At 69.1% G+C, this 18,304-nt stretch carries 20 protein-coding genes and 1 tRNA gene; 5 read left to right on the forward strand and 16 right to left on the reverse strand.

The window, feature by feature from the left end:
* Nucleotides 1-26 precede the first annotated feature (26 nt).
* Nucleotides 27-102: transfer RNA gene (locus ACX9GQ_RS11095), tRNA-Lys, on the reverse strand.
* Nucleotides 103-230: 128 nt separating this feature from the next.
* Nucleotides 231-1,787: a 2-isopropylmalate synthase gene (locus ACX9GQ_RS11100; protein ID WP_459629605.1), complete on the reverse strand. Its 1,557-nt coding sequence runs from the start codon at nt 1,785-1,787 to the stop codon at nt 231-233.
* 443 nt (nt 1,788-2,230) lie between these two features.
* Between ACX9GQ_RS11100 and ACX9GQ_RS11105 the strand changes: the two genes are divergently transcribed.
* The gene (locus tag ACX9GQ_RS11105; RefSeq protein WP_459629606.1) at nt 2,231-2,584 is read left to right on the forward strand and encodes a hypothetical protein; all 354 of its coding nucleotides are present in this window, start codon (nt 2,231-2,233) and stop codon (nt 2,582-2,584) included.
* Nucleotides 2,585-2,611: 27 nt separating this feature from the next.
* Here the strand turns inward: ACX9GQ_RS11105 and ACX9GQ_RS11110 are convergent, their stop codons facing one another.
* From ACX9GQ_RS11110 to ACX9GQ_RS11120, 3 genes are all read right to left on the reverse strand, one after another.
* Nucleotides 2,612-3,313, reverse strand: coding sequence for an NUDIX hydrolase (locus tag ACX9GQ_RS11110; protein WP_459629607.1), 702 nt, complete (start codon nt 3,311-3,313; stop codon nt 2,612-2,614).
* Nucleotides 3,310-4,221, reverse strand: a complete 912-nt coding sequence (locus tag ACX9GQ_RS11115) for a PhzF family phenazine biosynthesis protein (RefSeq protein WP_459629608.1) — start codon at nt 4,219-4,221, stop codon at nt 3,310-3,312. Before ACX9GQ_RS11115 ends, ACX9GQ_RS11110 begins: the two co-directional genes overlap by 4 nt.
* Before the next feature lie 102 nt (nt 4,222-4,323).
* Nucleotides 4,324-5,442 (reverse strand): endonuclease/exonuclease/phosphatase family protein, encoded by a 1,119-nt coding sequence (locus ACX9GQ_RS11120; RefSeq protein ID WP_459629609.1) that lies wholly within the window; start codon nt 5,440-5,442, stop codon nt 4,324-4,326.
* A 197-nt stretch (nt 5,443-5,639) separates the two neighbouring features.
* On the opposite strand from ACX9GQ_RS11120, the gene ACX9GQ_RS11125 reads away from it, so the two are divergent.
* A complete protein-coding gene (locus tag ACX9GQ_RS11125) occupies nt 5,640-5,852 on the forward strand; it encodes a hypothetical protein (protein WP_459629610.1) in 213 nt (70 codons plus the stop codon).
* A gap of 10 nt (nt 5,853-5,862) precedes the next feature.
* Here ACX9GQ_RS11125 and pdxY read toward each other — a convergent pair whose 3' ends face one another.
* The gene (gene pdxY, locus ACX9GQ_RS11130) at nt 5,863-6,711 is read right to left on the reverse strand and encodes a pyridoxal kinase PdxY (protein WP_459629611.1); all 849 of its coding nucleotides are present in this window, start codon (nt 6,709-6,711) and stop codon (nt 5,863-5,865) included.
* 204 nt (nt 6,712-6,915) lie between these two features.
* Between pdxY and ACX9GQ_RS11135 the strand changes: the two genes are divergently transcribed.
* Nucleotides 6,916-7,317, forward strand: a complete 402-nt coding sequence (locus tag ACX9GQ_RS11135) for a response regulator (protein ID WP_459629612.1) — start codon at nt 6,916-6,918, stop codon at nt 7,315-7,317.
* A 36-nt stretch (nt 7,318-7,353) separates the two neighbouring features.
* Here the strand turns inward: ACX9GQ_RS11135 and ACX9GQ_RS11140 are convergent, their stop codons facing one another.
* From ACX9GQ_RS11140 to ACX9GQ_RS11150, 3 genes are read right to left on the reverse strand one after another with little or no spacing between them, the layout of a single operon-like run.
* Nucleotides 7,354-8,373 carry an ABC transporter substrate-binding protein gene (locus tag ACX9GQ_RS11140; RefSeq protein ID WP_459629613.1) on the reverse strand — a complete coding sequence of 340 codons (1,020 nt, stop codon included), beginning with the start codon at nt 8,371-8,373 and terminating at the stop codon, nt 7,354-7,356.
* A 60-nt stretch (nt 8,374-8,433) separates the two neighbouring features.
* A complete protein-coding gene (locus ACX9GQ_RS11145) occupies nt 8,434-9,216 on the reverse strand; it encodes an ABC transporter permease (protein ID WP_459629874.1) in 783 nt (260 codons plus the stop codon).
* Between the two features lie 5 nt (nt 9,217-9,221).
* Nucleotides 9,222-10,058 (reverse strand): ABC transporter ATP-binding protein, encoded by an 837-nt coding sequence (locus ACX9GQ_RS11150; RefSeq protein ID WP_459629614.1) that lies wholly within the window; start codon nt 10,056-10,058, stop codon nt 9,222-9,224.
* A 199-nt stretch (nt 10,059-10,257) separates the two neighbouring features.
* Here ACX9GQ_RS11150 and ACX9GQ_RS11155 point away from each other — a divergent pair, with 199 nt between their 5' ends.
* Nucleotides 10,258-10,680 (forward strand): hypothetical protein, encoded by a 423-nt coding sequence (locus ACX9GQ_RS11155; protein WP_459629615.1) that lies wholly within the window; start codon nt 10,258-10,260, stop codon nt 10,678-10,680.
* A 74-nt stretch (nt 10,681-10,754) separates the two neighbouring features.
* Here the strand turns inward: ACX9GQ_RS11155 and ilvC are convergent, their stop codons facing one another.
* From ilvC to ACX9GQ_RS11190, 7 genes are all read right to left on the reverse strand, one after another.
* Nucleotides 10,755-11,774 carry a ketol-acid reductoisomerase gene (ilvC, locus tag ACX9GQ_RS11160; protein WP_459629616.1) on the reverse strand — a complete coding sequence of 340 codons (1,020 nt, stop codon included), beginning with the start codon at nt 11,772-11,774 and terminating at the stop codon, nt 10,755-10,757.
* A 102-nt stretch (nt 11,775-11,876) separates the two neighbouring features.
* A complete protein-coding gene (locus ACX9GQ_RS11165; protein WP_459629617.1) occupies nt 11,877-12,482 on the reverse strand; it encodes a LysE family translocator in 606 nt (201 codons plus the stop codon).
* Between the two features lie 53 nt (nt 12,483-12,535).
* Complete coding sequence (locus tag ACX9GQ_RS11170) at nt 12,536-13,180, reverse strand: glutathione S-transferase family protein (RefSeq protein WP_459629618.1); 645 nt, start codon at nt 13,178-13,180, stop codon at nt 12,536-12,538.
* A 107-nt stretch (nt 13,181-13,287) separates the two neighbouring features.
* A complete protein-coding gene (gene ilvN, locus ACX9GQ_RS11175; RefSeq protein WP_459629619.1) occupies nt 13,288-13,821 on the reverse strand; it encodes an acetolactate synthase small subunit in 534 nt (177 codons plus the stop codon).
* Nucleotides 13,822-13,877: 56 nt separating this feature from the next.
* Nucleotides 13,878-14,564, reverse strand: a complete 687-nt coding sequence (locus ACX9GQ_RS11180; protein ID WP_459629620.1) for a glutathione S-transferase family protein — start codon at nt 14,562-14,564, stop codon at nt 13,878-13,880.
* A gap of 12 nt (nt 14,565-14,576) precedes the next feature.
* Nucleotides 14,577-15,272 carry an aspartate/glutamate racemase family protein gene (locus ACX9GQ_RS11185; RefSeq protein WP_459629621.1) on the reverse strand — a complete coding sequence of 232 codons (696 nt, stop codon included), beginning with the start codon at nt 15,270-15,272 and terminating at the stop codon, nt 14,577-14,579.
* A gap of 62 nt (nt 15,273-15,334) precedes the next feature.
* Nucleotides 15,335-17,095 carry an acetolactate synthase 3 large subunit gene (locus ACX9GQ_RS11190; protein ID WP_459629622.1) on the reverse strand — a complete coding sequence of 587 codons (1,761 nt, stop codon included), beginning with the start codon at nt 17,093-17,095 and terminating at the stop codon, nt 15,335-15,337.
* Nucleotides 17,096-17,449: 354 nt separating this feature from the next.
* Here ACX9GQ_RS11190 and ACX9GQ_RS11195 point away from each other — a divergent pair, with 354 nt between their 5' ends.
* On the forward strand, nt 17,450-18,289 hold the full coding sequence (locus tag ACX9GQ_RS11195; protein WP_459629623.1) for an RMD1 family protein: 840 nt from the start codon (nt 17,450-17,452) through the stop codon (nt 18,287-18,289).
* The last annotated feature ends 15 nt before the right edge of the window (nt 18,290-18,304 follow it).

Here is an 18,304-nt window from a genome sequence, read left to right on the forward strand (position 1 = left end):
AGCCGAGGCAGATCAAGAGGCTTTGATGGTGGGCGCACAAGGATTCGAACCTTGGACCCGCTGATTAAGAGTCAGCTGCTCTACCAACTGAGCTATGCGCCCATCAAAGCGTTCGCGGGGCGCTCGGCCCCGCGACGAGCGGGTGATTAGCAAAGCCCCGGTGGGATGTCCAGCGGGTCTTTGCAATGTAGGCGGGCGTTTTTCCGCACCCGCCTGCGCTTGGCGGCCGGTCAGCTCGCCATCGCCTCCGGGCGGCCCTTGAGCCGCTTCACCATCAGCTTGTTGAGCGCGCCGACATAGGCGCGCGCCGAGGCGACCAGCGTATCGGGATCGGCCGAGCGGGCCGTCACCGACTTGCCGTCCTCGCTCAGGCGCACCGACACCTCGGCCTGCGCGTCCGTGCCCTCGGTGACCGCGTGCACCTGGTAGAGCTCGAGACGCGCGTCGTGCTTCACCAGCGCGTGGATGGCGTTGAAGGTCGCGTCGACGGGGCCGTTGCCGCTCGCCTGCACCGTGTGGTGCTGGCCGTCGACGTCGAGCGTCAGCGTGGCGAGCTGCGGGCCCTGCGTGCCGGCGATCACGGTCAGCGCAACGACCTTGATGCGGTCGTGCGCGCTGACGATCTCGTCGTCGACCAGCGCCTCGATGTCCTCGTCGTAGACGTGCTTCTTACGGTCGGCGAGGTCCTTCAGGCGCTTGAAGGCGTCCTCGAAGGCGTTCTCGCCCAGCTCGTAGCCCAGCTCCTTCAGCTTCTCGCGGAAGGCGTGGCGGCCCGAGTGCTTTCCCATCACCAGCGAGGTCTTCGACACGCCGACCGACTCCGGCGTCATGATCTCGTAGGTCTGCGCGTTCTTCAGCATGCCGTCCTGGTGGATGCCGCTCTCGTGGGCGAAGGCGTTCCGGCCGACGATGGCCTTGTTGTACTGCACGGGGAACGACGTGACCGCCGCCACCAGCTTGGACGCGCGCGTCAGCATCGTCGTCTCGACGTTGCACAGGTAGGGCAGCACGTCGTTGCGGGTCTTGATCGCCATGACGATCTCTTCCAGCGCCGCGTTGCCCGCCCGCTCGCCGATGCCGTTGATCGTGCACTCGATCTGCCGGGCGCCCCCGGCGAGGCCGGCCAGGGAGTTCGCCACCGCCATGCCGAGGTCGTTGTGGCAGTGCACCGAGAAGATCGCCTTGTCGGAGTTCGGCACGCGCTCCCGCACCGTGCGGAACAGGGCGGCGTACTCCTCGGGCACCGTGTAGCCGACGGTGTCGGGGATGTTGATCGTCGTCGCGCCGGCCTTGATGGCGGCCTCGACGCAGCGGCACAGGAAGTCCATCTCCGTGCGCGTGCCGTCCTCCGCCGACCACTCGACGTCGGCGACCCAGTTGCGGGCCCGCGTCACCGAGGAGGCGACGAGTTCCAGCACCTTCTCAGGCTCCATCTGCAGCTTGTGCTTCATGTGCACCGGCGAGGTGGAGATGAAGGTGTGGATGCGCGGGTTGACCGCGTGCTTCACCGCCTCGCCGCAGCGGTCGATGTCCTTCTGCCCGGCGCGGGACAGGCCGGCGACGGTCGCCCGCTTCACGCGCCGCGCGATCTCGGACACCGCCTCGAAGTCACCCTCCGAGGCGATGGGGAAGCCGGCCTCGATGACGTCGACGCCCATGGCGTCGAGCAGGTCGGCGACCTCCAGCTTCTCCTCGAAGGTCATGGACGCGCCCGGCGACTGCTCGCCGTCGCGCAGGGTCGTGTCGAAGATGATGACGCGGTCGGAGGGGGATACGGAGGTGGCCATGGTCGTCTCTCTCGCTGTCGGGCCAACAACCGGGACGATCGTCCTCGCGCCTGCGGCCCTGTCTCTGGATCTGGTGTCGTCTTCAGCGTCCCCTGCGGGCCCAGGCGCTCGCGCCCGGCCGGCCCTCAGGGGCGGCTAAGGAGAAGAAGAAGACCGGACAGCGGGAGCACGCGCGCCGACGCGCGGGCCGGAGCGGCCTGCGTCCTGTCGGTCGTGCGGGTGGCGATGATGGCCACGGCTCGTCCTCGTTTCGCGCCATTCAAAGCGCATTCGATCCTGACGCGGATCGGTTGACAGCTTGTAACCGCAAGCGGACGACGAGGCAACAGCAAGGTCTTCCCGGGCTTGCAGGCCTGTCGGGACACCGGCCGGGGCGTTACCCTGTGCGCCGATTCGACCGGCGACGACGTCGGCTCCCGTTCATCGCGACACGAAGGACCCCCATGAAGCCCTGGCTTGCCCTCATCGCCCCGCTCGCTCTCGCGGCCTGCAACACGGCCGGTCCGGCCCCGCAGGCCACGTCGACGGCGCCCTCCACCGCCTATGCCGGCCTGCCGGCAGGCGTCTCTCCGCCCGGCTTCAAGCTGCCCGAGGGCGCGGGATGCACGGGTGCCATCGCGCGCTGGCAGGCGATCCAGGACAACGACCTCGCCACGGGGCACGTCGGCAAGTCCGTCTACGACCGCATCCAGAAGGACATCGAGCAGGCCTCCGCTGCCTGCCAGGCCGGCCGGGACGCCGAGGCTCAGGCCATGGTCCGCTCGTCCCGGGTGAGGAACGGCTACCCCGAGGGCTGAGGCTCATGACGGAGGACGTCGGCCCCCTCAGGCCAGTCTCTGCCGCAGGTAGGCACTGACGAAGGGCGGCATCGCCGCCTCGTCGATGTCGGCTGCCGTGCGCACGATGGCGATGTCGGCGAGTTCCGGCTGCGCCTCGGCCGAGAGCGTGTCGAGGATGCGCCGGCGGACCTCGGCCGCCGGTGCGTCGACTGCGGCGTCGCGCAGGCAGGCCACGCGCGGCCCGGCCTCGATCAGGGTCCAGTCGTCGGCGAGCCGGACGTCGGCCGGGCCGAGCCCTGTCTCCTCCCCGAGTTCCCGCAGCACGCTTCCGGCAAGGTCCACCCGATCCCCGACGAGGTCGTCCGGGTCGGGCGTGCCGGCGGGAAAGTAGATCTTTCCCGGGTTGGCGGTATGCGCGCCCATGACCCCCAGCAGGAAGGCGCCGTCGCCGGAGCGCAGGGCGGCCATGGCGAAGCAGTTGCGGACCGTCGGGTCCGGAAACCCGAAGTCGCGCCAGGCGATGAAGCGGGAAAAGCGCGTCTCCAGATAGGCCCCGCGGAAAGTGTCGCCGTCGATGCGGCCGCGATGCTGCACCAGCACCCGCCCGTCGAACAGCGCGGCGTTGTCGGCGGCGATGCGGGCCCAGTGCGCGTCGATGCGCTGGGCTTCGCGCTCGGCCCAGTCCCACGGGCGCGGCTCGAAGCGGCAATCGAGCTCGCGCACGCGGTGGAAGATCATGTCGGTCACAGGCGAAGCGCTCCTTCCGAGACGACGACGGCCTCGCCGCCGATGGTCGCGCGCTTCAGCACCCCGCCGTCGACCGTCAGCCCGAGGATGATCTGCGATGGCCGGCCCATCTCGTAGCCCTGCTCGACGACCATCGTGTGCTCGCCGTCCGAAGGGCGCTCGAACGCCATGATCACGCCGGCGAATGCGGCCACGGCGGAGCCCGTCGCCGGGTCCTCCCCGACGCCGAGGTCCGGCGCGAACATGCGCGCGTGCCAGTGGTGGCCCGGCTCGCTCGTCTCGCGGGTGTAGATGAAGGCGTTGGCGTGGTCGGCCGGGCCGATGGCCGGGCGCCAGCGCTCCCGCATGACCCTCGCCGACGCTACCGCCTCGCGCGAGCGCAGCGGCACGAACGTGAAGCCGACGCCGGCCGAGAACAGCGCAGGCTCGTGGCCGTCGAAGCCGATGTCTTCCGGCTCGATGCCCAGCGCATGGGCGATCGCCTCGTCCGGCGCCGCGTCGCCGATAGACTGCGGCAGGCGCGGCAGGGCGAAGGTGGCGCTGCCGAGCCCGCCCCCGTCGCCCTGCACCTCCACGGCGCAGGCGACGAGGCCCACCTTCTCCTCGAGGCCGAAGGCCGCGACGCCGTGCCCGTGGCCGTGGTCGAGCAGCCCGAGCAGCACGGCCGTCCCCACCGTCGGGTGGCCGGCGAAGGGCAGTTCCCGCGACGGGGTGAAGATGCGCAGCGCCGCCCGCTGGTGAGAATCCGCCGGCGGCAGCACGAACACCGTCTCCGACAGGTTGAACTCGGCCGCGATGGCCTGCATCGCGGCGTCCGTCAGGCCCTGCGCGTCGAGAACGACCGCGAGCGGGTTGCCCGCGAGCGGGCGCCGCGTAAACACGTCGAGGGTGAAGAAGCGTCGGCGCATGGTCGAACTCCCGGTTGAAGCGGACTGCCGCCGGGCCGTCAGCCTAAGGCAGGCTGGCGGACGCCGGGTTGCGGCGGCGCAAGGCTATGCCGTGCCATCGCTCTAACCCATGCCGCCACGCTTGGGCAGGGTGAACTCCACCACAAGCGGGCAGTGGTCGCTCGCCTTCGGCCGGTCCCATCCGACGCGCGGGTAGCGGTCGGCCGTGGTGGAGAGGCGGGCGACGCTGCGGTCGGGGTGAGCCGGGTCCAGCGGCACGCGGTAGGGAAGCCCGCGCCGGATGATCTCCACGCCCAGGTCGCCCGATGCGGCCAGCGCCGGCGACAGCAGCACGTAGTCGAGCTGGACGTGCTCGGACACGTAGTCCCCGCGCTCCTCCGACCACGCCCGGTGGAAATGCGTCCACCGCTCCTTCGCTGGCAGGCGGTCGACCGGGTTGACCGCGAAGCGGTCGAGCAGCGGGTCGATGCCGCACGCACCGGCATCCTGTAGACCCTCCCCGACCACGCGCTGCGTATAGTCGTTGAGGTCGCCCGCGATCACCCACGGCGCGTCGCGCCAGCCGGGTCCGAAGCGCTGCTCGACGATGCGACGCACGGCTCGCGCCTCCGCCCGGCGCAGCGGCATCGTCGCGGACCGGCCGTCGTCCTTGCCGTTGTTCATCGACTTGAGGTGCACGACGAACAGGGTGAGCGCGCGCTTGCCCATGTCGACGTCGACCATCAGGCAGTCGCGGTTGAAGACGCGGTCCTCGCGGCGGATGCCGAAGGCGCCGACCTCGCGGTCCCACACGTCGAGGTCGGCGAAGGTCATGGCCGCATGGCTCGTCACCCGGACGTCCTGCGACGGAAGGGTGCGCCGGCAGGCGAAGGCGACGTCGATGCCGCGCCGGTCATTGCCCTCGACGAGCGCGAAGTGCCCGTACCGGATGTCGGCCACGCGGTGCACGTAATTGGCGAAAAACGCGTCAAGCACGCGCAGGCTGTCCACCTCCTGCAGGCACAGGATGTCGGCCCGCGCCTCGGCGATGGCGAGCGCCGTCATCTGCCGCTTGTCATCCTCGAGCGTCAGCGCGAGCGAGCGCTCCGCGGCCTGCCGCTCCCGCGGATGCGGGAAATCCGCCAGCGACAGCGCCGCCGCGCTCTCGCCGCGCTGCGCCTCGGCGAAACGCCACCTTGCGGAAAGGTTCTCGACGTTGAAGGTGGCGACGCGCAGCCTCATGCGCGACTCATCCCACCCCGGCGCGTGCACGGCAAGCAGAGGCGGTTCCTCGAATTGTCGCCATCGGCTGAACGGCGCCGAAACGCCTGCGGTGCTATCCGGGCGACGGCGCGGGAAGGAGACGACCGCGCGGGCCGGCGTGCGCCGCAGGATGCGGCCGTCATGCGGCGACGTCCTGCGGGACGGGAGACAAGGCCATGCAGATCGGTGCGGCGGGGTCCACGGCGGCCTTCTCGGTGCAGGAGCAGAGGCGCGTCACCGAGCAGGCGGACAACGCCAGCCTTCGCGACGCGGCGGCTCGCGAGACGGAGCGGCAGCGCCAGCAGCAGGCCCAGGAGCTGCGCCAGGTCGAGCAGACCGCACCGTCCAAGACGCCCGGCCTCGGGACGCTCGTCGACCGCTTCGCCTGACGCGGGCCGATCAGGCCGGTTCGGCCCGAAAGCGGCTCGTCGGCGTCACGAATTCGTCCTGCGCCACCACCGTCAGGATCTCGCGCGACCCCGCCTCCGCCGTCCGGCGCAGCAGGCCGAAGATGGATGACGCCGCGCCCTCCAGCGCCTCCGCCGCGGAGCGCGACCGCAACCAGTGGACGTAGAAGAGCGCCGCCACCGCGTCCCCTGCCCCGTTGACAGAGAGGTCGAGCCGCGGAGTCCGCACGCGCCACGCGCCTGTCCCATCCGAAGCCAGCATGTCGATGGCGTCGGACGGCGTATCGTCGACGATCAGCGACGTGACGAGGATCACCTTCGGCCCCGCGCCGTGGACCTGCCGCAGCGCCGCGTGGACGTCGGCGAGCGAGGCGCAGGCGCGCCCGGACAGGTATTCCAGCTCGAACTGGTTCGGCGTGATCAGATCCGCCGCCGGCACGGCGTGGTCGCGCATGAACTCGGGGATGCCCGGGCGCACGAAGACGCCGCGCCCGACGTCGCCGATCACCGGGTCGCAGCACCACGTCGCCGCCGGGTTTGCCTCCCGCACGCGGCGCACCGTCGCCAGGATCGCATTGCCGATGTCGGCAGAGCCCATGTAGCCCGAGAGCACGCCGTCGCAGCGCGGCAGCACGCCCCGCGCCGCGATGCCGTCGACGAGTTCCTCGATCATCGGGCCGTCGAACACCCGTCCGGTCCACTGCCCGTAGCCGGTGTGATTGGAGAACTGCACCGTGTGGATCGGCCACACCTCGCACCCAAGGCGCTGCATGGGGAACACGGCGGAGGCGTTGCCGACGTGACCGTAGGCGACGTGGGACTGGATCGAGAGGATGTTCATGGGCGGATGATCGCTGCGATCGGGGGAACTACGATGCGACCGCGGCCCCGACGCCGCAAGCGCGGTTTCGTGATGGATCCCATCAGCAAACGTGACCGCGGCGGCAACGTTGAGCGCCGAAAAAATGACGCAGCGTGGACGGGTCGTTAACGGCGGGCGGCTAGGATCGAAGGCATTGCATCCAACCAGTGCCGTCACCCGAAGATGTCCATCTCAGGCCCCGTCCTCGTCGTCGATTCCAACGCCGTCATGGCGCGCATCGTCGCCGAGCGGCTTGCCCAGATCGGCGTCACCGACGTGCACACGTCCATCACGCTGCGCTCGACGCTGACCCAGCTGGAAATGACCACGTTCGCGCTCGTCATCAGCGAGTACGACACGCATCCGCTCACCGGCTTCGACCTGTGGCGCATCCTGACCGGACGGGAGGAGTGGAAGTCGATCCCCTTCATCCTCATGGCGGACGAGGAGCGCAAGCGCGCGAACATCGCGCGCTTCGAGGAGGCGGGCCTGCCCGTCGTGCTGGCCAAGCCCTTCTCGGCCGAGCAGCTGGCGTCCTCGATCGACCTCGTGACGAGCAAGAACCCGTTCTCGGCCTTCGTCTGAACGGGCCGGACGCGATCGCCCGGCCCGCCGGCAGGCTCAGTTCGTCGCCGCCGCCTTCTTGGCAAAACGGTCGTCGAAGGTCTTCGACAGGTCGACGTTCGTGCCCTTCAGCTCCGGGTCGAACTTCACCAGCATGTCGTTCGTGCTCTTCATGCCCTCCGCGGAGACGATGCCGTTGACGGAGTAGGTCGGCTTCGAGTTCTTCACGGCGAGCACGTAGAGCGCCCGGTCCCCGAGCGTGAACTCCTCCGGCACGGCCGCGGTGATCTCCTCGGGCGTCGCCGTCTGGATCCATTTCAGGGCCTTGTAGAGCCCGTTGACGAGCGCCTGCGTGGTGTTCGGGTTCTTGTCGATGAAGTCCTTCTTCATGTAGAGGACCGCCGCCGGGTTGGAGCCGCCGAAGAGCGCGCGCGTGCCCTCCTCCGTGCGGGTGTCGACCACGACCTTGATGTCCCCGTCCTTCTCCAGCATCGAGAGCACCGGCTCGAGGTGCGAGATGGCGTCGAGCTCGCCCTTCTTAATCGCAGCCACGGCGGAGGCGGCGCTGCCGACGCCGATGAACGACGCCGCGTCAGGCGCCAGCCCGGCCTGCGCCAGCAGGAAGTTGACCAGCATGTTGGTGGACGACCCCGGCGCCGTGACGCCGATCTTCATGCCCTTGAGGTCGGCCGGTGACTTGTACGACGCGGCCTTGTCCTTGCGGATGCCGACCGCGATACCGGGGAAGCGACCGAGTTCCAGCACGGCGCGGATGTCCTGGCCCTTCGCCTGCATGCGGATGGTGTGCTCGTAGGCGCCCGTGACCACGTCGGCCGATCCGCCAACGAGCGCCTGCAGCGACTTGGCGCCGCCGGCGAAGTCGCTGATCTCGACGTCGAGCCCCTGCTCCTTGAAGTAGCCCTTACGCTCCGCGATCGTCAGCGGCAGGTAGTAGAGCAGCGCCTTGCCTCCCACGCCGAGCTTGACGTCCTTCTTCTCCAGCTGCTGGGCCAGCGCCGAGGCACCGGTGGCAATGAGGGCGGCCAGCGCCGCCGCGGCGAGGGTCATGGGCTTCATGGGTGTCTCCCTGCAGTGATGCGCCGACGCTCTCGTGGTGCCGGTCGCGACGAGAAAGGATCAGGTGGGCGAGGCTTGCGGCCTCCACACGAGCAGCCGACGCTCCACCAGCGTGACGAGCCAGTCGATCAGCAGCACGAAGCCGGCGAGGACGACCATGCCGGCGAACACGCCGGTCACGTCGAAGACGCCCTCCGCCTGGTGGATGAGGTAGCCGAGCCCGGCCGCCGAACCGAGGTACTCGCCGACCACGGCACCCACGAGCGCGAAGCCCACGGAGGTGTGCAGCGACGAGAACATCCACGACAGCGCCGACGGCCAGTAGACGTAGCGGAACAGCTGGCGCTCGTTCATCCCCAGCATGCGGGCGTTGGCGAGCACGGTGGGGCTCACCTCCTTCACGCCCTGGTAGACGTTGAAGAAGACGATGAAGAACACGAGCGTGACGCCCAGCGCCACCTTCGACCAGATGCCGAGGCCGAGCCAGAGCATGAAGATCGGCGCCAGCACGACGCGCGGCAGCGCGTTGGCCATCTTCACGTAGGGCTCGCAGACCGCCGCCACGACCGGCTGCCGCGCGAACCAGAAGCCGAACACGATCCCGCCGACCGACCCGATGACGAAGGCGAGCACCGTCTCGGTGAGCGTGATGGCGAGGTGCTTCCAGATCGCCCCCGTGGCGAAGAGCTTCCAGACACGGGAGATCACGTCGAGCGGCGTCGAGAAGAAGAACTTGGGAAGGAGATAGCTCCCGCCGATCGGCACGGTCGCGCCGATGTGCCAGACGAGCAGCAGCGCCACGGCGACGAGCGCCTGCATCGCCAGGAGCCGGGTCCGGGACAGCCGCTTCATCCCGTCGCCCCGTAGGCCTTCATCACCTCGTCGCGCAACTCGCTCCAGATGGCGCGGTGCAGCGCGTGGAAACGCGGCTCCATGCGGATCTCCGCCACGTCGCGCGGGCGCGGCAGGTCGATGCGGTGGTCTCCGATGATGCGGGCCCGCGGCCCGGCTGACATGATGACCACGCGGTCGGCGAGCGCGATCGCCTCCTCGAGGTCGTGGGTCACGAACATCACCGCCTTGCGGTCCTGCGCCCACAGGTCGAGCAGCAGCGAGCCCATGATCTGCCGGGTCTGCGCGTCCAGAGGCCCGAACGGCTCGTCCATCAGCAGGATCTTGGGGTTGCGGATCAGCACCTGCGCCAGCCCGACGCGCTTGCGCTGTCCGCCGGAGAGCTGGTGCGGGTAGCGGTCTCCGAAGGCGCCGAGGCCGACGCGCACCAGCAGCGCCTGTGCCTTCTCCAGCGCCTCGGCGCGCGGCCGGTTCGCCACCTCCAGCGCCACGGCGACGTTGTCTCGCGCCGTCTTCCACGGCATGAGCGCGTCCTGCTGGAAGAGGTAGCCGGCCTTGCCGTTGATGCCGGCGAGCGGTTGGCCGAAGACGCTGACGCTCCCCTGCGCCGGCCGGATGAGCCCCGCCGCTGCGTTCAGGAGGGTGGACTTGCCGCACCCGGTCGGCCCGACGATCGCGACGAACTCGTTCTCGCCCACCGACAGGTGCGTCGGCGCCACGGCCTCGTAGACGGGCGTCCCCTCCCCGCCATAGCTGATCGCCACTCCGTCCAGAGCGACGGCCGGCGCCTTGGCGAGGTCGCGCTTCGTGTCGATGACGCGCAGGGAGACCATCGGCGTTTCCCGGACGGGCTTCGCGGAACCCGGACACTCACGTTAGTGGGGCGGTCTTTGGCGGGCAAGCACCAGCCCGCATCAAGGCGGATCCCCGCCTGCTCGACGGATGCCTCCGATCGGCATTAAGATTCACCCGGGGCGAAACATTCCTCGCCCCACTGTTCATTTCAGCACCAGACAGATCGGACGACACGCCATGGCGAAACTTTCGCAATACGTTCCCGCGACGATGACAGCGGGGAGCTCTTGGGACATCTACGCCAAGAAGCTTCTCTCCTACTGGAAGATCGGAAACGGAACCGTCACGTCGGAGGACGACTTCACCCTGGTCTATTCCGGATCGATCAATGTGCTGTGGTTCAGCGGCTCGGTGCAGATCGAACTCGGCCTCATCGATCGCGACCTGACGGCCGTCTCGGGTCCCGCCAAGGTCGTCCTCAACGGCGGGCCGGCCAAGAGCGCGACCTACGCGGCAACGCCGTCCGTCATCACCATCACCGCGACCCTGATGGACGACTCGCAGCAGGTCATCCAGGTCTGCCGGGGTAATGGCGAGCGGGAAGCGTTCATCGCCTTGTCGGGGCATCAGGATGCCGACCTCCACCTCGCGCCGGCCTGAAGGTTCATAAAAAAGGGCGGCCCAACTGGCCGCCCTCCACCTTGTTCGCACCCGGTTCGACCGGATGGCAATGCTCAGTTCTTCGACTTGTCGACCAGGGCCTTGGCCTTGATCCACGGCATCATGCCGCGCAGGCGCTCGCCGACCTGCTCGATCGGGTGGGCGGCATTGCGGGCGCGGATGGCCTTGAAGGACGTCTGGTTGACCTTGTTCTCGAGCATCCAGTCGCGCGTGAACTTGCCGGTCTGGATGTCGTCGAGGACGCGCTTCATCTCGGCCTTTGTGTCCGAGGTGATGATGCGCGGGCCGGTGACGTACTCGCCGTACTCGGCCGTGTTGGAGATCGAGTAGTTCATGGTGGAGATGCCGCCCTCGTAGATGAGGTCGACGATCAGCTTCACCTCGTGCAGGCACTCGAAATAGGCCATCTCGGGGGCGTAGCCCGCCTCGACCAGCGTCTCGAACCCGGCGCGGATGAGCTCGACGAGGCCGCCGCAGAGCACGACCTGCTCGCCGAAGAGGTCGGTCTCGCACTCCTCCTTGAAGGTCGTCTCGATGATGCCGGCGCGGCCGCCGCCGATGGCGCAGGCGTAGCTCAGGCCGAGGTCATGGGCGTTGCCCGAGGCATCCTGGTGGATGGCGAGCAGGCAGGGCACGCCGCCGCCGCGCTGGTACTCGGAGCGCACCGTGTGGCCGGGGCCCTTGGGGGCCACCATGAACACGTCGATGTCGGAGCGCGGCTCGATCAGGTTGAAGTGGACGTTGAGGCCGTGCGCGAACATCAGCGCCGCGCCCTGCTTCATGTTGGCGTGCAGGTGGTCGCGGTAGATGTCGGCCTGCAGCTCGTCCGGGGTGAGCATCATCACCACGTCGGCCCACTTGGCGGCGTCGGCGACGCTCATCACCTTGATGCCCTCGGCCTCGGCCTTCTTCGCCGACGCTGAGCCCGGACGCAGCGCGACGGCCACCTCCTTCACGCCGCTGTCGCGGAGGTTGAGGGTGTGGGCATGGCCCTGCGAGCCATAGCCGACGACGGCGATCTTCTTGCCCTTGATGAGATTGATGTCGGCGTCGCTGTCGTAATACACACGCATGGGTCGGGCTCCTTGGGCGTCCGCGCGGCAGCGGACCGTTTTGAGGTTCGTCGGGGTGCGCTTAAGCGCCGCGGTGCACCCGGTCAAGCGCGAAAGCTGCGGTCATGGCGTCCGGGTCATGACCAGCGGCAGCACCGAGCCCGCCAGCAGCACCGCCATGACGACGTTGAAGGCCTTCAGGCGTGCCGGCTCGGCGAGAAAACCCCGCAGCGATGTGCCGAAACCGGTCCAAAGCCCGGCCGTCGGGAAGTGGATGGCTGCGAACACCAGCGCGATCGTGGCGACCGAAGGACCGACCTGCGCCGGGTCGACGTAGACCGCCGCGGTGGTCAGGGCCATCGCCCATGCCTTCGGGTTGATCCACTGGAACAGCGCAGCCTGGACAGCACCCATGGGCCGGGCTCCGGCCGAGCCGACGCCGAGGCTTCCGGAGGTGGCAAGCCGCCACGCCATCAGCAGCAGATAGGCCGAGCAGCCCACCTGGAACGCGGTGTGGACCAGCGGGGACGCCGTCATCAGCGTGCCGAGCCCCAGGCCCACGATCACCACCATGGCGATGAACCCGACGCCGATGCCCACCATGTGCGGCACTGTCCGGAGGAAGCCGAAGTTCACCCCCGAGGCGAGCAGCATCATGTTGTTGGGTCCCGGCGTCGCGGCCGACACCAGCGCGAAGACGAAGAGCGCGACGAGGGTGTCCTGGCTCATGGTCGGGGGCTCGTGCGGGGGGAGCGGGACGGATCGAAGAGGCGGCAGCGCGATCAGGCAGGCATCGGGAATCCGTCCTTCGCCTGCACCCGCTGCACCGCCGGCCGCGCGGCGACCTTGCGGGCATGCGCCGTCCAGCGCGGGAAGTCGGACTCCATGTCGTAGCCGAGCACGGGCCCCTTGCCCCAGGTCCAGAACACGAAAAGGTACAGGTCCGCGACGCTGAAGGCCTGGCCGGCGGCCCATGGCGTGCCGAGGCCCGCGACCTTGTCCTCGACCATCTGCCATGTCGCCCGGGACGTGACGCGCCCCTTGGCGACCACCTCGGCCTTCCCCGCGTCCGTGTCGGCATACCGCTCCGGACGGCGGATATGGGCATAGGCCACGTGCACCCCCGAGCCGATCCAGGCGAGCCATTCGGCGCACCGCCCGTCCTCGCGCGGATCCTCGGGCCAGAGCCGGGCCTGCGGCGCGAGGCGCGCCACGTACCGCAGGATCGCGGCGACTTCCGTGAGCACGAAGTCGCCGTCGACGAGCACCGGCACGCGCCCCTTCGGATTCAACTTCAGGTAGCGGTCAGTCCGCTGCTCGCCGTCCGCCAGCGCCACCCGCGCGACCTCGTAGGGCAGCCCGGCCTCCTCCAGCGCGAGGTGGACGGCGCCCGAGCAGGCGCCGGGGGAGTGGTGGAGGGTCAGCATGGGAACTCCGGGTGTTCAGTCGGCGCCAAGCACGACGGGCAGGAGGCTGCGAAGGCGAGGCGCGGCGCCGTACTCGGCAAGGAGATGCCGCATCCCGCCCGGCCTGATCACAGGGCCTCCGGCCCCCGGCTCATCGCAGCGATGCCGGTGCGCGACACCTCGGCGAGGCCGACCTCGCCCATCAGGCGGATGAAGCGCTCCACCTCCTCGGTGTTGCCGGTGAGCTCGAACACGAATGAGGTGACCGTGGCGTCGAGGGTCCGGGCGCCGAAGGCGGAGGCGAGGCGCAGCGCCTCGACCCGCATGTCGCCGCGGCCGACCACCTTCACCAGCACGAGCTCGCGCTCCAGCGCCTCGCCCTGCACGGTGAGGTCGACCACCCGGTGCACGGGGATCAGCCGGTCGAGCTGGTGCTTGATCTGCTCGATCACGTCGGCCGTGCCGGTCGTCACGATGGTGATGCGCGAGACGTGCTGCTCGTGCTGCGTCTCGGAGACCGTGAGGCTCTCGATGTTGTAGCCGCGGCCCGAGAACAGGCCGGCGATGCGGGCGAGGACGCCCGGCTCGTTGTCGACCAGCACGGAGAGCGTGTGGCGGGCGGCGGGCTGCGCCTTCGGGGCGTCGGAGTAGTGGGACTTCATGGGGAGGCCCTTCGGAGAGACGATGGCGTTCATGGCTCTGGCGGAAAAGAGGAAACTCAGGCCCGGAACGGGCCGATGGGGGTTTCGTCGGCCTCGTCGTGCGCGACGATCCACGGCTCCTCCATGGCCGCCTTGTGCCATTCGGCGAAGGCGGGCAGGTCGAGCACGGCGTCCATGTAGGCGCGCATCTGCGGGTCGACGGGGATCGAGTAGGTCTGAAGCCGCGTCACGACCGGCGCATACATCGCGTCCGCCGCGGAGAAGGCCCCGAACAGGAACGGCCCGTTGGAGCGCTCGCCGAACTGCGTGCGCGCCGTGCGCCACAGGTGCAGGACCCGCGCGACGTCCTTGGCCACCGCCTCGCCCCGGTCGACGAAGGCGTAGCGCTTGCGCACGTTCATGGGACAGGCCTGCCGCAGCGCCCGGAAGCCGGCATGCATCTCGCTGGCGATGGAGCGCGCGAAGGCGCGGGCGCGCCGGTCGCCGGGCCACACGGGGCGCCCGGGATTGAGGTCGGCGATGGTGTCGAGGATCGCGATAGTCTCCCACACCACGATGTCCCCGTCGACGACGAGGATCGGAACGGTGGAGCCGGCGCGGTAGGCGTTCACCCGCGGGCGGAACTCCGGCGTGTCGAGCGGGATCACGTCCTCGGTGAACGGGATCCCGAACGTCTTCAGCAGGATCCAGGGCCGGAGCGACCAGGAGGAGTAGGCCTTGTTGGCGATGACGAGCTTCAGCATCCGGTCCTCTGGTCAGGCGGCGAGGGCGAGGTCGACGGCGGCGTCGACGTGCAGGCGGGTGGTGTCGAAGACGGGTTCGGCGCAGTCGGACTGCGACAGGATCATGCCGAGCTCCGTGCAGCCGAGGATGACGCCGTCCGCGCCCTCGGTGCGGGCCCGGTCGATCACGCCGCGCAGCACCCGTCGCGAGGCGTCATGCACTTCGCCCCGGCACAACTCCTCGTAGATGATGCGGTGCACCTCGGTCCGGTCCGGCGCGCTCGGCACGAGGGCCCGGATGCCATGCTGGTCCCGCAGACGGCCGACGTAGAAATCGTCCTCCATCGTGTAGCGCGTCGCCAGCAGCAGCGGGCGGGAGGACCCGCGTTCGCGGATCGCGTGCGCCGTCACGTCGGCAAGGTGGAGGAACGGCAGGTCCGTCGCGGCGACGATGGCGTCGGCGACCTTGTGCATGGTGTTGGTGCACAGCACGACGAGATCGACCCCGGCCCGCTCAAGCCTCGCGGCAGCATCGGCCAGCGCCCGGCCGGCCCCGGCCCAGTCGCCGGCCGCCTGCATGCGGGCAATGTCGTCGAAGTCGAACGAGAACAGGACAACCCGGGCGGAGTGCAGGCCGCCGAGGCGCTCGCGCACGCGCTCGTTGACGAGGCGATAGTAGATCGCCGTCGACTCCCAGCTCATGCCGCCGATCAGGCCGATGGTGCGCAAGACCCTGTCCCCCCGGGTCGCCGCAAAGGGTCGCGCCGCCTCGGCGCGACCCGTCGCAGGCTTCAGACGAGCATCTTGCCCTTCTCGTCGATGACCTTGCCGATGTCCTGCGCGATGTCGGGCAGGATCATCTCGTTGTGCGCCTTGCCCGACGGGATCATCGGGAAGCAGTTCTCGTCCTTGGAGACGATGCAGTCGAAGATCACCGGCTTGGGCGTCTCGATCATCTCCATGATCGCGCGGTCGAGGTCGGCGGGGTCCGAGCAGCGGATGCCGTGGCCGCCATAGGCCTCGGCGAGCTTCACGAAGTCCGGCAGGGAGTGCGAGTAGCTCTCCGAGTAGCGCCCGCCGTGCAGCAGTTCCTGCCACTGGCGCACCATCCCCATGTACTCGTTGTTGAGGATGAAGATCTTCACCGGCAGGCGGTACTGCAGAGCCGTCGACATCTCCTGCATGTTCATCAGGATGGACGCCTCGCCGGCGATGTCGATGACGAGCGCCTTGGGGTGGGCGAGCTGCGCGCCGATGGCCGCCGGCAGGCCGTAGCCCATGGTGCCGAGGCCGCCGGAGGTCATCCAGCGGTTCGGCTCCTGGAAGTGGAAGTGCTGCGCCGCCCACATCTGGTGCTGGCCGACCTCGGTCGTCACGTAGACGTCGCGGTCCTTGGTCAGCTCGTAGAGGCGCTGCACCGCGTACTGCGGCTTGATGACCTCCTTGGAGGGCACGTAGGAGAGCGACTTGCGGGCCCGCCAGCCGTCGATCTGCGCCCACCACGCATCGAGCGCCTTGCGGTCGACCTGCGGCGACATCGAGCGCCACAGCCGCACCATGTCCTCGAGCACGTGGCCGCAGTCGCCGACGATGCCGATGTCGGCGCGCACGTTCTTGTTGATCGACGAGGGGTCGATGTCGACGTGGATCTTCTTCGACTTTGGCGAGAAGGCGTCGAGGCGGCCGGTGATGCGGTCGTCGAAGCGCGCGCCGATGCAGATCATGACGTCGCAGTCGTGCATCGTCATGTTGGCCTCGTAGGTGCCGTGCATGCCCAGCATGCCCAGCCACTGCGGATCGGCGGCCGGATAGGCGCCGAGACCCATCAGCGTCGAGGTGATCGGGTAGCCTGTCAGGCGAACCAGCTCGCGCAGCAGCGCCGACGCCTCCGGTCCGGAGTTGATGACGCCCCCGCCCGTGTAGAACACCGGGCGCCTGGCCGAGGCCATCAGCTCCACTGCGGCGCGGATGCGGTCGAGGTCGCCCTTCACGGTCGGCCGGTAGGTCTTGTGGCCGTTCGACATGGGCTTGGCGTACTGGCCCTTGGCGAACTGGATGTCCTTCGGGATGTCGATGACGACCGGGCCCGGGCGCCCGTTCGACGCCACGTAGAACGCCTCGTGGAGGATGCGCGGCAGGTCCTCGATGCGCTTCACGAGGTAGTTGTGCTTGGTGCAGTGGCGCGTGATGCCGACCGTGTCGCACTCCTGGAAGGCGTCGGAGCCGATGAGGTGCGTCGGAACCTGGCCGGTGATGCAGACCAGCGGGATCGAGTCCATCATCGCGTCGGTGAGGCCCGTCACGGCGTTCGTGGCGCCGGGGCCCGAGGTCACCAGCACGCAGCCGACCTTGCCGGAGGAGCGGGCGTAGCCCTCGGCGGCGTGAACCGCCCCCTGCTCGTGGCGCACGAGCACGTGCTTCACCTGCTCCTGGTGGAACAGCGCGTCGTAGATCGGGAGCACGGCACCGCCCGGATAGCCGAAGATATGCTCCACGCCCTGGTCCTGGAGCGCCTGGACGACCATTTCGGCGCCGGTCATGCTGCGGGTCATCGGGGGTCTCCTATGGCTTCTTGAAGCGTCGGCTTCTGCGGTTTGCGCGGGTCTTGGTGGTGCGGTTCGGTTCGGGCGGAGTCGGGCAACAAAAAAGGCCCCGATTGGGACCTTGGACACGGCGCCAGTTTCAGGATCGCGGCCTCAGGGCCGTCCCGTCTCTGGCGCCAAGCTTACGATAAGGATGTTGCGCACGTGCGCGGCTCCCTGAAACAAAGTGGCGGGACCGTAGTCGCGCCGGCCGAGGGCGTCAAGCGGGATTCGGCGTCGAACCTTCGTCGCGATACCGGCGACACGGGCCGCCGCGCCCCGCAGCCCTACCGCCCCGGCACCGTCCGGAGGTAGACTGTAGCCATGTCCACCCCAGCGCCCGTGCCTGCGCCGCAGGAATCCCCCGCCGTCCAGCCCGCGCAGCGCCTCACCGTGCGCGCATTGCTGCTCGGAGACCGCATCGACACCACCGGGCTCGAACGCTCGGACATGATCTCGACCGTTCCCTTCGCCTTCCGCACCGGGGAGAACGGCTTCGTCGTGCTGTTCCGCTACGGCGTCGCCGTGCTGGGCGGCATGTCGCCCATCGAGGAGGACGACGTCCTTCGCAAGCTCGGCCCGCGCGTCGCCGGCCCCCTCCCCCGCCTCGACGACGAGGTCGCGGTGATGGAACTGACGCCGGAGCGGGACGACCAGGTGCCCCCGGGCGGGCCCGTGCAGGTCAAGGACTGGTCGTCCGGCCGCCTGCTGGTCGTGGCGGACGCGCTCGCCAAGAGCGTGGCCCTCGCCCACAACGAGCGGCAGGTCAGCGCCGTCTTCGACGTCATCGACCCTCTGGCGCGCGACCTCGCCCGCGACGGCCGGGTACCGGTGAACCGCAAGAGCATCCTCAAGCTCATCGGCGAGGCGCTCCTCGTCGACCACCGGATGTCGGGCAGGGTCGCCGTCGACGAGAAACCCGACGTGCTGTGGGACCGTCCGGATCTCGAGCGGCTCTACGCCCGCCTCGAGGACGAGTATGAGCTGAAGGAGCGCAGCCACACTCTCTCCCGGAAGCTCGGGGTGGTGCAGGAGACGGCCCGCGCGCTGACCGACCTCATCGACGCCCAGCGCAGCGTGCGGCTGGAGGCCACCATCGTCGCGCTGATCGTGTTCGAGATCCTCATCACCTTCTGGCAGATGGCCTTCGGGCTGAAGGGGTGAGGCAGGTCGCCGCCG

It is taken from the genome of Alsobacter sp. R-9 (genome assembly GCF_054612375.1).

Coding starts and splice junctions, on each gene's coding strand:
- ACX9GQ_RS11105 (WP_459629606.1), top strand. CDS start 2,231: ATGAAGCCCTGGCTTGCCCTCATCGCCCCGCTCGCTCTCGCGGCCTGC.
- ACX9GQ_RS11140 (WP_459629613.1), bottom strand. CDS start 8,373: ATGAAGCCCATGACCCTCGCCGCGGCGGCGCTGGCCGCCCTCATTGCC.
- ACX9GQ_RS11125 (WP_459629610.1), top strand. CDS start 5,640: ATGCAGATCGGTGCGGCGGGGTCCACGGCGGCCTTCTCGGTGCAGGAG.
- ACX9GQ_RS11165 (WP_459629617.1), bottom strand. CDS start 12,482: ATGAGCCAGGACACCCTCGTCGCGCTCTTCGTCTTCGCGCTGGTGTCG.
- ilvN (WP_459629619.1), bottom strand. CDS start 13,821: ATGAAGTCCCACTACTCCGACGCCCCGAAGGCGCAGCCCGCCGCCCGC.
- ACX9GQ_RS11115 (WP_459629608.1), bottom strand. CDS start 4,221: ATGCGCCGACGCTTCTTCACCCTCGACGTGTTTACGCGGCGCCCGCTC.
- ilvC (WP_459629616.1), bottom strand. CDS start 11,774: ATGCGTGTGTATTACGACAGCGACGCCGACATCAATCTCATCAAGGGC.
- ACX9GQ_RS11170 (WP_459629618.1), bottom strand. CDS start 13,180: ATGCTGACCCTCCACCACTCCCCCGGCGCCTGCTCGGGCGCCGTCCAC.
- ACX9GQ_RS11135 (WP_459629612.1), top strand. CDS start 6,916: ATGTCCATCTCAGGCCCCGTCCTCGTCGTCGATTCCAACGCCGTCATG.
- pdxY (WP_459629611.1), bottom strand. CDS start 6,711: ATGAACATCCTCTCGATCCAGTCCCACGTCGCCTACGGTCACGTCGGC.
- ACX9GQ_RS11180 (WP_459629620.1), bottom strand. CDS start 14,564: ATGCTGAAGCTCGTCATCGCCAACAAGGCCTACTCCTCCTGGTCGCTC.
- ACX9GQ_RS11150 (WP_459629614.1), bottom strand. CDS start 10,058: ATGGTCTCCCTGCGCGTCATCGACACGAAGCGCGACCTCGCCAAGGCG.
- ACX9GQ_RS11190 (WP_459629622.1), bottom strand. CDS start 17,095: ATGACCCGCAGCATGACCGGCGCCGAAATGGTCGTCCAGGCGCTCCAG.
- ACX9GQ_RS11155 (WP_459629615.1), top strand. CDS start 10,258: ATGGCGAAACTTTCGCAATACGTTCCCGCGACGATGACAGCGGGGAGC.
- ACX9GQ_RS11195 (WP_459629623.1), top strand. CDS start 17,450: ATGTCCACCCCAGCGCCCGTGCCTGCGCCGCAGGAATCCCCCGCCGTC.
- ACX9GQ_RS11100 (WP_459629605.1), bottom strand. CDS start 1,787: ATGGCCACCTCCGTATCCCCCTCCGACCGCGTCATCATCTTCGACACG.
- ACX9GQ_RS11120 (WP_459629609.1), bottom strand. CDS start 5,442: ATGAGGCTGCGCGTCGCCACCTTCAACGTCGAGAACCTTTCCGCAAGG.